Consider the following 12,710-nt stretch of genomic DNA (forward strand, 5'->3'; position numbering starts at 1 on the left):
GAGACGGTCCGGGGCACGGAAGACGGGACGGGGAATGACCGACCACACCAGCAATACCGCGACCGACAACGTCGCGGCACATGGCGGGCAGGGGCCGCGCCGTGGCAATCTCTTCGCCCGGTTCGTCGGCGCGACCGAACTGGATACCCGACTCCTCGGCATGGTCGGCGCGCTCGCGCTGATCTGGGTCGGGTTCCACGTCTACGGTGAGCTGGCCAACGGGTTCGGTGCGTTCCTGACGCCCCGGAACCTCTGGAACCTGACGGTCCAGACCTCCTCCATCGGGATCATGGCCTGCGGCATGGTGCTCGTCATCATCACCCGCAACATCGACCTGTCGGTCGGGTCCATCCTCGGCTTCTGCGCCATCATCATGGGCGTCGTGCAGGTGAACATCCTGCCGCAATATCTGGGCCTCGGGCATCCGCTGATCTGGATCATCGCCATCCTCTGCGGCCTCGCGATCGGGACCGCGATCGGCGCGTTCCACGGCGCGCTCATCGCCTACGGACGCATCCCGGCCTTCATCGTGACGCTGGGCGGGCTCCTCGTCTGGCGCGGCGCGGCCTTCCTCGTCGCCCGCGGCGAGACGATCTCGCCCGTCGATCCGACCTTCTCGCTTCTGGGCGGCGGGCCCTACGGTTCGATCGGGGCGGTCGGCTCCTGGATCGTGGGCATCATCGGCTGCGTCGCGGTGATCGGACTCATCGCCTTCGGCCGTCGTCAGCGCGTACGCTTCCACTTCCCCTTGCGTCCGATCTGGGCCGAGGCGGTGCTCGCCGCACTCGGCTGCGCCGTGGTCATCGGGGCCGTGCAGCTGGTGAACGCGTATTACTGGCCCTCGGGCATCGTGCGCCGTTACGCCGAAGCCGAGGGGATAACGGTCCCGGAGGGCGGTCTCGAGATCTCGCACGGCTTCGCGATTCCGGTCCTGATCCTGCTCGCCGTGGCCATCGTCATGTCGGTCGTCATGCGGATGACGCGCTTCGGCCGCTACGTCTACGCGATCGGCGGCAATCCGGAAGCGGCGGAACTCGCGGGCATCAATTCCAGGATGATGACGGTCAAGATCTTCGCGATCATGGGCTTCCTCGCCGGGCTCTCCGCCGTCGTCGCCTCGGCCCGTCTCAACTCGGCGACCAATGCCCTGGGCGAGCTCGACGAACTCTTCGTGATCGCGGCCGCCGTCATCGGGGGCACCTCGCTCGCCGGCGGGATCGGCACCATCTACGGCGCGATCCTCGGCGCGCTGGTGATGCAGTCGCTTCAGACGGGCATGGTGCTCGTGGGCTTCGACGCCGCGATGCAGCGGGTCGTGGTGGGCGGCGTGCTCGTCCTCGCGGTCTGGCTCGACATCCTCTACCGCCGCAGATCGAAGTGAGGGAGGGACAGATGGCCCAGACGCAGACCGCAAGACAGGCCGGAGGCACGCCGCTGGTCGAGCTTCGCGACATCTCCATCGCGTTCGGCGGCGTGCAGGCGGTCGATGCCGTTTCGCTCGACCTCTATCCGGGCGAGGTCGTGGGCCTCCTCGGGCACAACGGCGCAGGCAAGTCGACGCTGATCAAGATCCTGTCGGGCGCCTATAAAAAGGACTCGGGCGAGATCCTCATAAATGGCGAGCGGGTGGAAATCGACAGCCCCGCCGACGCCCGCCGCCACAACATCGAGACGATCTACCAGACGCTCGCGCTCGCCGACAATCTCGACGCCGCCTCCAACCTCTTCCTCGGCCGCGAGCTGACGACGCCGCTGGGCTTCGTGGACGACGCCAAGATGGAAGCCGAGACGCGGAAGATCCTCGCCAAGCTCAATCCGAACTTCCGCAAGTTCAGCGAGCCGGTCAGCGCGCTTTCCGGCGGACAGCGGCAATCGGTCGCCATCGCCCGCGCGGTCTATTTCAACGCGAAGATCCTGATCATGGACGAGCCGACCGCCGCGCTCGGCGTCCACGAGACGAAGATGGTGGCCGACCTGATCCACGAACTGAAGGCGCAGGGCCTGGGCATCTTCCTCATTTCCCACGACACGCGGGAGATGATGGAGCTTTGCGACCGCGTCTCGGTGATGAAGAACGGCCAGATGATCGGAACCGAGCGCGTCGAGGACGTGACCGAGGACGACATCCTGTCGATGATCATCATGGGCAAGAACCCGAAGCGCGAGCCCGTGCCGGCCTGAGCCGTCGCATTGACGCCGTCCCTCCGGGGCGGCAGGACCGGCCCCGCGCCGTTCGCGAGGGCCCGCCATGCAAGCCGACATTCCCCTGACCCGCGACCTGCTGCTCGTCGGCGGCGGCCACGCGCATGCGTTGGTCCTGCGTCGCTGGGGCATGGACCCGCTGCCGGGCGTTCGGGTCACGATGGTCAATCCCGGAGCCGACGCGCCTTATACGGGCATGCTGCCCGGCCACGTCGCCGGCCATTACGACCGCGACGCGCTCGACATCGCCCTCGTGCGGCTGGCGCGCTTCGCCGGCGCGCGGCTGATCGACGGGGCGGTGACCGGGATCGACGCCGAGGCGCGGCGCGTCACCGTCGCCGGACGCGGGCGCATCGAATACGACGTCGCGTCGCTCGATGTGGGCATACATTCCGACATGCCGGACCTGCCGGGCTTCGCCGAGCACGGCACGCCTGCCAAGCCGCTCGACCTCTTCGCGCGGGGCTGGCGGGCGCATCTCGCAGCGGCCCGGACGGGCGCGCCGGCCGGTGTCGCGGTGATCGGCGGCGGGGTGGCCGGGATCGAGCTCTCGATGGCGATGGCGCACGCGTTTCGTGAGGCGGACGTTGCGGCACGCGTGACGGTCCTCGAGGCGGCGCCGGACCTGACCGGCGCCGGCCGGCGGGCGCGACGGCGTCTGCTAGACGCGATGGAGGGACTGGGCGTCGTCCTGCGGACCGGCGTCGAGGTCGCGGCCATCCATGCGGACCACGTCGCGCTGGCGGGGGGCGCGACGATTCCCGCGGCCTTCGTCGTCGGCGCCACTGGGGCACGCGCCCATCCTTGGCTGGCGCAGTCCGGCCTGCCCGTCCACGAAGGCTTCGTCCGCGTCGGTCCGACGCTCGCGGTCGAGGGGCGGGCGGACCTGTTCGCGGCGGGCGATTGCGCGCATCTGACCCACGCGCCCCGCCCGAAGGCCGGCGTCTATGCCGTCCGCGCCGCGCCGGTCCTGCACCGCAACCTGCGCGCCGCTCTGTCGGGTGGCTCTCTCCGGACCTACCGGCCGCAGCGGACCTATCTCAAGCTGATTTCGCTCGGTGGAAAACATGCGGTGGCGGAAAAGGCCGGATTCGCCGTGGCGGGGTCGTGGCTCTGGCGCTGGAAGGATCGGATCGACCGGCGGTTCATGGCGAAGCTGACCGACCTGCCGACGATGGCGCGAACCCCGCTGCCGGCAATCGTCGCCGATGGCGTTCGCGACGTCACGGGCGATGCGCCGCTCTGCGGTGGCTGCGGCTCGAAGGTCGGGGCGGGCGCGCTCGGAACGGTGCTGGCCGCGATGCCGCCCCCGGCGCGTGACGACGTGCTGTCCCAACCCGGGGACGACGCGGCGGTCCTGCGGGCCGGGCCGGGGCGTCAGGTCTTCACGACCGACCACCTGCGCGCGTTCACCGAGGATCACGCGCTGATGGCACGGATCGCCGCGATCCATGCCCTGGGCGACGTCTGGGCGATGGGCGCGGCGCCACAGGCGGCGCTTGCGAACCTCGTCCTGCCGCGCATGTCCGAGGAGCTGCAGCGACGGACGCTCGCCGAGATGATGGCGGCTGCTGGCGCGGTCCTGCGCGACGCGGGAGCGGACCTCGTGGGCGGACACACCACGATGGGCGCGGAACTGACCGTCGGGTTCGCGATCACCGGCCTGCACGATGGCATGCCGATCGGCCATGGGGGCGCGCGACCGGGCAACGCGCTCCTGCTCACCCGCCCGATCGGCAGCGGGACCCTGCTCGCGGGGGAGATGGCAGGACGGGCGCGGGGACGCGACGTCATGGCCGCCTTGGCGGCGATGTCGCGACCGCAGGGCGACGCGGCGGCGATCCTCGCGGGCGCGCACGCGATGACCGACGTGACCGGGTTCGGACTCGCGGGGCATCTCTCGGCGATCTGCCGGGCGAGCGGCTTCGGCGCGGAAATCGCGCTCGACGACGTGCCGGTTTACGCGGGTGCGCTGGCGCTCGCGGAGGCGGCGGTGCGCTCGACTCTTTATCCGTCGAATGTCGCGGCGGCGCCGGTGATCGGGGCGGCGGGGCCGCGCGGCACGCTGCTGCACGATCCGCAGACGGCGGGCGGATTGCTCGCCGCGGTCGATCCGGAGATGGCGCCGAGTTTGGTCGAACGCCTGCGGGCGGCCGGGCACGACGCGGTGCGGATCGGGACGATCACGGAAGATCCCGTCTTGCGCTGTCTTTGACACCAGCGGCCGGGAACTGCCCGGCCCGGCAACCGGGCGTCATTCGACCGGCACGCGTTCCGCGATCCTAAGGGCCCGCTCCGCCGCGCGGTCCAGGTCCGTCTCATCGAGCCCGCCCAGATCGATCCGTCCGATCTCCGTCCGGCCGCCCGAATTGTCGCGGTAGCGCCGGTCGTAATGCCGCTCGATCAGATCCCGCGCCATCTCCGCGTGACGCCCCTCGGCCGCCATCGCATGCCACGCCGCGACCTGGTCACGCGAATGGTAGGGGCGCAGCGTGTCGATGCGCCTCGCCAGCAGGTCCGCATCCGCGGTCAGGTCCGGATAGGTGGTCGTCAGGAACCGTCCGCGCGCCTCGGAGCTGGCTTCGAGCCGGAGCGTCTCGGCCCGCCCCATCGCCGTCCAGAGCGAGGGCGGCAGGCGCAGGCGGCCGATCGCGTTGCTTTCCGCCTCGACGAAGACGGGCCGTGCCGGGTCCTGCCGGTCGAGCGCCCGCGCGAGTTGCGACTCGAACATCTTCTGCGCCGGCTGCCCGCCCGGCATGGCGCCGAAATTGGAACCCCGGTGACGCGCGAGCCCTTCGAGGTCGACGATCTGTCCGCCCACCGCCGCGATCCGGTGCAGGAGCTCGGTCTTGCCGGACCCCGTACCGCCATCGACGACGATCAGGCGCAGGCCGAGCGGCGCCTCGTAGAGCCGGCGCGACACGAGCCGGCGGTAGCTGCGGTAGCCGCCGTCGAGCACCTCCACCCGCCATCCGATCTGCGCGAGGATCGAGGCGAAGGCGTTCGACCGCTGCCCGCCGCGCCAGCAATAGACGAGCGGCCGCCAGCCGCCCCCACGGTCCGCGAGCGGGCCTTCGATATGCGCCGCGGCGTTGCGCGCGACCAACGCCGCGCCGATCTTGCGGGCGAGGAAACGGTCCTGCTGCACGTAGATCGTGCCGACCCGCGCACGCTCCGCGTCCGACAGCACGGGCAGGTTGATCGCACCGGGCATGTGGTCTTCGGCGAATTCCTGCGGCGCGCGCACGTCGATCACCTCGTCGAAGGGCGGGCCGTCGGGCATCAGGCTGGGTAGCGTATAGGACATCGGCGGGGTTCTAGCCGGGCCGGGCGGGGGAGGCGAGGGGGAGCGTCGATGGCCGCAACCGCAATCCCCGACCCGGCCTAGAACGTTCCGGGGGCCGGCGAAAATTCCGACGCCTTGAACTCCACGGTCAGGCGGTAGATGCCGTCGCGCTCCTGCGTCTCGATCTTCGCGCCGAGCTGCGTGGCGAAGGCGCGCATGAGCTTGCGGCCCATGCCCTTGCTCTGCGGACGTGGAGCCTCCTCGCGGAAAGTCGAGTTCGAGATGCTGAACAGGCAGTTCCGTTCGGTATCCTCGCGCAACTCGACCTCGATCCGACGTTGCAATCCGCCTGTGCGCGGCGGCGGCATGTGCTTGATCGCGTTGATGACCGCCTCCGAGGCCAGGAGCGACATCGGCACCGCCTGATCGGGGAACAGCCGGATGTCGTCGGTCTCGAGGTCGAGCGTGATGGTCTCGCCGTCCGGCGCGGTCTCGATCGACTTGGTGACGACCTCGTGGACGAGATGCGTGACGTCGACGAGACCGGTCTCCGAGGTCTGGTAGAGGTCGCGGTGAATCGTCGCCATGCTGAGTACGCGATCCTGCGTCTGCCGCAGCGCGTGCTTCGCCTCGCTCCCCTCCACCGAGCGGATCTGCAGGCTGATGATCGAGGAGATCAGCTGGAGGTTGTTCTTCACCCGGTGGTGGATCTCCTTGACCAGCACCGATTTCTCGCGGACCGCGTTCTCGAGCGAAGCCTCGTCGCGCACCAGCGCGTCGGTCATGTCGAGAAAGGCCCGCTGGATTCGCTGGATCTCGGTCGGGGGCGTTTCGCTCGCCGTCTCCGGAGGCAGGCGTCGCGCCGCCGCGAAGAGCGCCATCTGCCGGCCGAGCCGGGTGAGATGCCGCAGGACGAGCGTATGCACGGCGAAAAGCGCGACGCCGAGGCTGACCAACCACATCAACGCGGGCAGGACGGAACTGGCAAGGGCATGACTGTCCTGACGCGCGAGGCTGGCCTCGCCGTCCCAGATCCCCATCACGTAAAGACGCTGCTGCTGGATCGGCGCGACCGTGTAGATTCGGGAATTTCCGGCGCGGTCGAGCGCGCTTTTCGCTGTCGGTCGCGTGCCGGCGAGATCGAGGAACGAGGTCTGCGCGGGCAGGATCATCTCGAGTTCCTCAGGCGACCGGCTTGCCGTCAGGATCGAACCGCTGGCGTTGAACGTAACAAGGTCGATCAATGCGCCTCCGACCCGGGTGCCGGACCCGTCGATCTGTTCCTGTGCCCCGACCTCCTCCTGCGTGCGGCTGGCATGCGGAATAGCGATCAGAACCAGGCCGAACAGAGTCTCGTCTGGTGCGAAGACCGGCGTCACGACATTCAGGATGGGCGTCTCGCCGATCCGCACGATCTCGGAGGAGGTCACCGTGTTGACCGGGTTCGCGAACAATCGCTCCACCTCGGGATTGCTCCCGATATCGCGTGTCTTCCCGTCGGAGGTGCAGTCGACATCGCCATCCGCCTCCACGAAACCCGCGAAGGTGAATCGGTCGTTCGCCGTGACGATCGACTGCATGAACTGCCTGCAGCGGTCCGGTTCCTCGGCAAGTTCCGGCAGGAGCAAGGCGAGCACGGCCTCGGTCCCGAACGCTTGTCCAATAGCGAGACGTTCCTGCACAGCGGCCTGCTCGGTCAACGCGAGAAGGGCGAGTTCCGCGTTGTCCCGCGCCGTTTCCGCCACGTTCTGTGCCTGCAACACGTCGAGCAGCCCGATCGGCAGAAGGGCCACCGACAGCATCGCAACGAGCCGGACCTTGAGGCTCTGATACCAGGGATCGGGTATCTTGCCGCTCGGTGTCAGCGCAAGACGCTCCCGCCGCCCGCGACGACGGCCATCGTCGCGTTGTCCGTCATCTCGATCGGCGAGTTCCCGTCGAGCTGCAGCAGCTCCGTCAGGCGGGCGCGGCCGCGATTGGCACGACTCTTGATCGTGCCGATCGCCACGCCGCACATATCCGCGGCCTCCTCGTAGCTGAAGCCGGAGGCGCCGACGAGGATGAGGGCCTCGCGCTGCTCGTCGGGCAGCGTCTCGAAGACCTTCTTGAAATCCGTGAGGTTCAGGTGCCCGTCATGATCAGGCTTGACCGAGAGCCCGGCCACCATCGTCCCCTCCGGATCGGCCACCTCCCGGTTCAGCTTCCGGCGGCTCGAATAGTAGGTGTTGCGCAGGATCGTGAACAGCCAGGCACGCATGTTCGTCCCCGGCTGGAACTTGTCCATGTTCGTCCAGGCCTTGACCACGGTGTCCTGCACCATGTCGTCGGCGGTCGCACCGTTCCGCGTCAGGCTCAGCGCGAAGGCGCGCAAAGCCGGCAGATGGTCGAGCATCGCTTCGCGGGGATCGTTCCCCTTCTCAGGTCTCGTCATGATTTGCTGCCTGACTCCGTGTCCTGTGCCTTCAGGACCGCAAGAAGGTCCTTGAAGCGGTCAGGTAGGTCCTCTTCCGCCAAGTCCGAATAGACGAGTCTCAAATTGTGATCGATCAAGGCGGCGACCCGATCGCGCTCGTCCTGTTTCGGCTTGGTCATGGTGGCTTGCTATCCTGAGTCGTGGGCGAGATAATCGCACGTGTCTCGGAACCGAACGACCGCTATCCGGTTTTGTTCCGGAAAAAATAAGCGAAAGCGTGACTACATGACGACGACCGATGGGACAGCCGACCTCTCCGACCGCATCGCCAGCGAACTTCCGTATCTCCGCCGGTACGCGCGGGCCCTGACAGGCTCGCAGAGCAGTGGAGACAGCTATGCCATCGCGACGCTGGAGGCGATCCTGCAGGATCGGTCCATCTTCGAAGCCGAGCCGCGGACCCGCGTCGCACTCTATAAATGCTTTCACGCCATCTGGGGTTCCGCCGGAGCGCCGGTTCCCGAGGAAGTGAGCGGCATGGTGGGCCGCGCCCAGCGCGCGCTGAAGTCGCTCGGGCCCAACACGCGCGAGGCGCTTCTGCTCTCGACCGTGGAGGAATTCTCGATCGAGGAGATCGCCGCGATCATGGAAATCGACCGCGACGAGGTGCGCCATCTGATCGCAACGGCCCGGTCCGACATGGAAGCCTCGACGAGCGGCCGGATCATGGTGATCGAGGACGAGCCGATCATCGCCGCCGATCTCAGCGCCATCGTCGAGGAGCTGGGCCATTCCGTGACCGGCGTCGCCCGCACGCGGCAGGAAGCGGTGGAACTCGGTGCGCGCGAGCGGCCGGACCTGATCCTTGCCGACATCCAGCTCGCGGACAATTCCTCGGGCATCGACGCGGTGAACGACATCCTCGTCGCGATGCCGGACATGCCGGTGATCTTCATCACCGCCTTCCCGGAGCGTCTGCTCACCGGGAACCGGCCGGAACCGGCCTTCCTGATCTCCAAGCCCTACAAGGAAGATCAGGTCCAGTCCGCCGTCAGTCAGGCGATGTTCTTCGCCTCCACCGAGACGCTGCGCGCCTGATCCGCGCGGCGCCCGCGGGCCGGCGGCATCAGTCCCGAAGGACGATGTCCGCCGGGCGGGAGCCCGAAAGCACCTGCCGCGCGTTCGGAAGGTCGTTGCCTTCCGCCTTCGCCCGGGCCGTATCCGCATCGAACCCGTGGTCGCGCCAGCGCCGGAGCAGCCGCTCGCGCAACACCGTCTCCGGCACATTGAGCCGTAGCGTCAAATCCCAGAACGGGTGCAGCGCCCGCCAGGGAAGGGCGTCGAGGAGCAGGTAGTTCCCCTCGAAGATCGCCACCTCCGCTTCGAGCCGCCCGCCGTCTGGGATGACGGCGTCGGCCGCGCGATCGAAGGTCGGATAGGGCTGCGACCCGCCGGTCCGCACCGCTCGCACCAGCGACAGCAGGCCCAATACGTCGAAGGTCGCGGGCGCCCCCTTCCGCGGCCTGAGGCCCAGCACGTCGAGCGTGCCGTTGTCGAGATGGAAGCCGTCCATCGGCACGACCTGCGCGCTGCGGCCGCCTTCGCGGACCGCGGACGCCAGCTTTTCGGCCCACGTGGACTTCCCCGCGGCCGGCGGCCCCGCCAGGGCGACCAGCCGACGTCCCGGCGGGAGGTCGAGGATGCGCCGGACCGGATCGGGCGGCGCGCCCGCGATCACGCCTCCGCGCCGTCGGGCAGTTTCGCGCCGGTCATGAAGGCCACCGCGTCCGACATCGAATAATCCTTCGGGTCGATCACCGTCAGCCGCCGGCCAAGGCGATGGATATGGATACGGTCGGCGACCTCGAAGACATGCGGCATGTTGTGGCTGATGAGGATGATCGGGATACCGCGCGACTTCACGTCGAGGATCAGGTCGAGCACCTTGCGGCTCTCCTTGACGCCGAGGGCCGCCGTCGGCTCGTCGAGGATGATGACCTTGGAGCCGAACGCCGCCGCCCGCGCCACCGCCACGCCCTGGCGTTGACCGCCCGAAAGCGTCTCGACCGGCTGGTTGATGTTCTGGATTGTCATCAATCCGAGATCGGAGAGCTTGCGCCGCGCGAAGTTCTCCATCGCCGGCCGGTCCAGCATCCGGAACACGGAGCCGAGCACGCCCTGCCGCCGGATCTCGCGGCCCATGAACATGTTGTCGGCGATCGAGAGGGCCGGGGACATGGCGAGCGTCTGGTAGACCGTCTCGATCCCCGCCTCGCGCCCGTGCGTCGGGCTGGTGAAGCGGACGTGGCGACCCTCGAGCTGGATCTCCCCGGCATCGGGCACGACCGCGCCCGACAGCGCCTTGATGAGCGAGGACTTCCCCGCGCCGTTATCGCCGATCACCGCGAGGATCTCGCCGGGCATCAGGTCGAAGTCGCAACGGTCGAGCGCGGTGACGCGGCCGTACCGCTTGATCAGGCCACGCGCCTTCAGCATGGGTTCGGTCATACCGAGATCCTCCGGATCCATTGGTCGAGCGCCACGGCAAGGATGATCAGGCAGCCCGACGCGAAGAGCACCCATTGCGGGTTCGCTCCGGCGAGCTTCAATCCGGTCGCGAAGACCCCCACCGTCAACGCACCGAACAGCGTGCCGAGGATGGTGCCGCGCCCGCCGAAGAGCGACGTGCCGCCGATCACCACGGCGGCGATGGAATCGAGGTTGGCCTCCGCGAAGCTCGACGGCGAGATCGAGCCCACCCGTCCGATCGCGGCCCAGGCCGCAAGTCCGACGATGGCGCCGGCGACGACGTAGACCGAGAGGAGGACCCCGTCGGCGCGCACGCCGGCCAGTTCCGCCGCCTCCCGGTCGTCGCCCACGGCATAGACGTGCCGGCCCCAGGCGGTGCGGTTCAGCACGTACCAGAAGGTCGCGAAGAGCAGGATGACGAGGATCACCGCCCAGATCGTCGGCGCGCCCATGATGCGGAGCGGCCAGTCGCCGACCTCCACCCGCGCGCCGAACACCTTGAGGAGCGGCGCGTTCGCATCGATGTCCTGACTGCGGATCGATTGCGAGCCGGTGTAGAGATAGACCGTCGCCAGCACGATCTGCCACATGCCCAGCGTGACGATGAAGGGCGGCAGGCGCACGCGCGTGACCAGAAGGCCGTTCACCGTGCCGAGCGCCATCGCGAGGAGCATCCCCGCAAGCACGGCGAGCGGCGCGGGCACGCCATAGGTCACGCCGAGATGTCCCATGCAGACATAGCTCAGCACCATCACCGCGCCGACCGACAGGTCGATCCCGGCGGTCAGGATGATCAGCGTCTGCGCGCAGGCGAGGATCGCGACGATCGCCGTCTGCTCCAGCGTGATCTTGATGGCGAGCCCGTTCAGCAGCCGCCCGTCGGTCGCGATCGCGAAGGCGATCACCGACAGCGTCAAAATGATGATTGGAACCAGGGTCGGCACGTTGTGCAGCAGGTGCTGCAACTGCGCGAGCGGGCCGCGTCGGCCATGCTCGAACTCGGCGATGCTTTCCTCGGCGCGGACTTCGGCGGTATCGACCATGCGGCTCCCCCTCGAATGGCCCGGGGGCGCGCGGGCGCCCGCCGGGATCAGGATGTCCGGACGGCCGCGAGGCGGCCGCCCTCGACAATCAGGGCATCAGCCCCAGCAGCGATCCTGCCCCTCGGCGACCGGGATCGACGCGACGCCGTCGACCGGCGCGTCGGTGACGAGGTTCACGCCCGTATTGGTGAAGTCGAGCCCTTCGGACGTCTCCGGCATGGTGCCGTCCTCGACGTATTTCGCGATCGCCTCGATCCCGAGCGACGCCATGTCGAGTGGATATTGCTGCGACGTCGCGCCGATCACGCCCTCGGCGACGTTCTGCACGCCGGGGCAGCCGCCATCGACCGAGACGATGAGCACGTCGTCCTCGCGGCCGAGCGCGCGGATCGCCTCGTAGGCGCCGGCGGCGGCCGGCTCGTTGATCGTGTAGACGACGTTGATCTCCGGATCCTGCAACAGCAGGTTCTCCATCGCCGTGCGGCCGCCTTCCTCGTTGCCCTGCGTGACCTCGTGGCCGACCACGCGCGAATCGTCCTCGTCGCCCCACATGCTGTCGTCGCCCAGGTCGATGCCGAAGCCTTCGAGGAAGCCCTGGTCGCGCAGCACGCCCACGGTCGGCTGACTCTCGTTCAGGTCGAGCATGGCGATCTTGGCGTTCTCCGGATCCTCCACCGTCGCCGCGGCCCAAGCACCGATCAGGCGGCCGGCCTCGAAATTGTCGGTGGCGAAGGTCGCGTCGGCGGCGTCGATCGGTTCCAGCGGCGTGTCGAGCGCGATGACGAGGATGCCCTGGTCGCGCGCGCGCTGCAGCGGCTCGACGATGGCGGCGGTGTCCGAGGCGGTGATCAGGATGCCCTTGGCGCCCGCGGCGATGCAGGTCTCGACCGCGTCCACCTGCGCCTCGTGGTCGCCGTCGACCTCGCCGGCATAGGATTGCAGGTTCATGCCGAGTTCCTCGGCCTTCGCGGTCGCGCCTTCGCGCATCTTCACGAAGAACGGGTTGATGTCGGTCTTGGTGATCAGGCACGCGGTTGCGCCCTCGGCCGATTGGGCGAAGGCCGCACCGGTGGTGGCGAGAACGGCGAGAGCCGTTCCGGCGAGCAGTTTCTTCATGATGTTCCTCCCGTCAGGTCCGCACCCTCCCGGCGCGGGATCGAGCGAAGGATATGCCGAACCGGGATCGTTCCGTCAATAAGTAAACTCACTTGATTAATTCGACCGATACGGCATCCTG

At 68.4% G+C, this 12,710-nt stretch carries 12 protein-coding genes; 4 read left to right on the forward strand and 8 right to left on the reverse strand.

Features of this window, described 5'->3' with window-relative positions:
* Positions 1 to 160: 160 nt before the first annotated feature.
* From Q1A87_RS10440 to selD, 3 genes are all read left to right on the forward strand, one after another.
* Entirely contained in the window at positions 161 to 1,381 is a 1,221-nt protein-coding gene (locus Q1A87_RS10440) for a sugar ABC transporter permease (RefSeq protein WP_299651035.1), read from the forward strand.
* A gap of 11 nt (positions 1,382 to 1,392) precedes the next feature.
* Positions 1,393 to 2,181 carry an ATP-binding cassette domain-containing protein gene (locus Q1A87_RS10445; protein WP_299650795.1) on the forward strand — a complete coding sequence of 263 codons (789 nt, stop codon included), beginning with the start codon at positions 1,393 to 1,395 and terminating at the stop codon, positions 2,179 to 2,181.
* A 67-nt stretch (positions 2,182 to 2,248) separates the two neighbouring features.
* Positions 2,249 to 4,417 (forward strand): selenide, water dikinase SelD, encoded by a 2,169-nt coding sequence (selD, locus tag Q1A87_RS10450; protein WP_299650797.1) that lies wholly within the window; start codon positions 2,249 to 2,251, stop codon positions 4,415 to 4,417.
* Positions 4,418 to 4,456: 39 nt separating this feature from the next.
* On the opposite strand, the gene mnmH is transcribed toward selD, so the two are convergent.
* The 4 genes from mnmH to Q1A87_RS10470 form a co-directional block, all read right to left on the reverse strand.
* Positions 4,457 to 5,509: a tRNA 2-selenouridine(34) synthase MnmH gene (gene mnmH, locus Q1A87_RS10455; RefSeq protein WP_299650799.1), complete on the reverse strand. Its 1,053-nt coding sequence runs from the start codon at positions 5,507 to 5,509 to the stop codon at positions 4,457 to 4,459.
* Between the two features lie 77 nt (positions 5,510 to 5,586).
* Entirely contained in the window at positions 5,587 to 7,281 is a 1,695-nt protein-coding gene (locus Q1A87_RS10460; protein ID WP_299650802.1) for a histidine kinase dimerization/phosphoacceptor domain -containing protein, read from the reverse strand.
* 68 nt (positions 7,282 to 7,349) lie between these two features.
* Positions 7,350 to 7,919, reverse strand: coding sequence for an RNA polymerase sigma factor (locus Q1A87_RS10465; protein ID WP_299650805.1), 570 nt, complete (start codon positions 7,917 to 7,919; stop codon positions 7,350 to 7,352).
* Positions 7,916 to 8,080, reverse strand: a complete 165-nt coding sequence (locus Q1A87_RS10470) for a NepR family anti-sigma factor (RefSeq protein ID WP_299650808.1) — start codon at positions 8,078 to 8,080, stop codon at positions 7,916 to 7,918. Before Q1A87_RS10470 ends, Q1A87_RS10465 begins: the two co-directional genes overlap by 4 nt.
* A 106-nt stretch (positions 8,081 to 8,186) precedes the next feature.
* Between Q1A87_RS10470 and Q1A87_RS10475 the strand changes: the two genes are divergently transcribed.
* The gene (locus Q1A87_RS10475; protein WP_299650811.1) at positions 8,187 to 8,999 is read left to right on the forward strand and encodes a response regulator; all 813 of its coding nucleotides are present in this window, start codon (positions 8,187 to 8,189) and stop codon (positions 8,997 to 8,999) included.
* A 28-nt stretch (positions 9,000 to 9,027) separates the two neighbouring features.
* On the opposite strand, the gene Q1A87_RS10480 is transcribed toward Q1A87_RS10475, so the two are convergent.
* The 4 genes from Q1A87_RS10480 to Q1A87_RS10495 all read right to left on the reverse strand — a co-directional run bounded on the left by Q1A87_RS10480 (position 9,028) and on the right by Q1A87_RS10495 (position 12,589).
* Positions 9,028 to 9,639, reverse strand: a complete 612-nt coding sequence (locus Q1A87_RS10480; protein WP_299650814.1) for a phosphoribulokinase — start codon at positions 9,637 to 9,639, stop codon at positions 9,028 to 9,030.
* Positions 9,636 to 10,409, reverse strand: a complete 774-nt coding sequence (locus Q1A87_RS10485; RefSeq protein WP_299650817.1) for an ATP-binding cassette domain-containing protein — start codon at positions 10,407 to 10,409, stop codon at positions 9,636 to 9,638. Before Q1A87_RS10485 ends, Q1A87_RS10480 begins: the two co-directional genes overlap by 4 nt.
* A complete protein-coding gene (locus Q1A87_RS10490; protein ID WP_299650820.1) occupies positions 10,406 to 11,473 on the reverse strand; it encodes an ABC transporter permease in 1,068 nt (355 codons plus the stop codon). Before Q1A87_RS10490 ends, Q1A87_RS10485 begins: the two co-directional genes overlap by 4 nt.
* A 96-nt stretch (positions 11,474 to 11,569) precedes the next feature.
* Positions 11,570 to 12,589 carry a sugar ABC transporter substrate-binding protein gene (locus Q1A87_RS10495; RefSeq protein ID WP_299650824.1) on the reverse strand — a complete coding sequence of 340 codons (1,020 nt, stop codon included), beginning with the start codon at positions 12,587 to 12,589 and terminating at the stop codon, positions 11,570 to 11,572.
* Positions 12,590 to 12,710 lie beyond the last annotated feature (121 nt).

Source organism: uncultured Jannaschia sp. (assembly GCF_947494055.1).
Taxonomy (GTDB): Bacteria; Pseudomonadota; Alphaproteobacteria; order Rhodobacterales; family Rhodobacteraceae; genus Jannaschia.

Bases quoted from the DNA above. Each gene is read 5' to 3' on its own strand.
- Q1A87_RS10440 (WP_299651035.1), top strand. From the start codon at position 161: ATGGTCGGCGCGCTCGCGCTGATCTGGGTCGGGTTCCACGTCTACGGT.
- Q1A87_RS10485 (WP_299650817.1), bottom strand. From the start codon at position 10,409: ATGACCGAACCCATGCTGAAGGCGCGTGGCCTGATCAAGCGGTACGGC.
- Q1A87_RS10470 (WP_299650808.1), bottom strand. From the start codon at position 8,080: ATGACCAAGCCGAAACAGGACGAGCGCGATCGGGTCGCCGCCTTGATC.
- Q1A87_RS10445 (WP_299650795.1), top strand. From the start codon at position 1,393: ATGGCCCAGACGCAGACCGCAAGACAGGCCGGAGGCACGCCGCTGGTC.
- Q1A87_RS10495 (WP_299650824.1), bottom strand. From the start codon at position 12,589: ATGAAGAAACTGCTCGCCGGAACGGCTCTCGCCGTTCTCGCCACCACC.
- selD (WP_299650797.1), top strand. From the start codon at position 2,249: ATGCAAGCCGACATTCCCCTGACCCGCGACCTGCTGCTCGTCGGCGGC.
- Q1A87_RS10490 (WP_299650820.1), bottom strand. From the start codon at position 11,473: ATGGTCGATACCGCCGAAGTCCGCGCCGAGGAAAGCATCGCCGAGTTC.
- Q1A87_RS10465 (WP_299650805.1), bottom strand. From the start codon at position 7,919: ATGACGAGACCTGAGAAGGGGAACGATCCCCGCGAAGCGATGCTCGAC.
- mnmH (WP_299650799.1), bottom strand. From the start codon at position 5,509: ATGTCCTATACGCTACCCAGCCTGATGCCCGACGGCCCGCCCTTCGAC.
- Q1A87_RS10475 (WP_299650811.1), top strand. From the start codon at position 8,187: ATGACGACGACCGATGGGACAGCCGACCTCTCCGACCGCATCGCCAGC.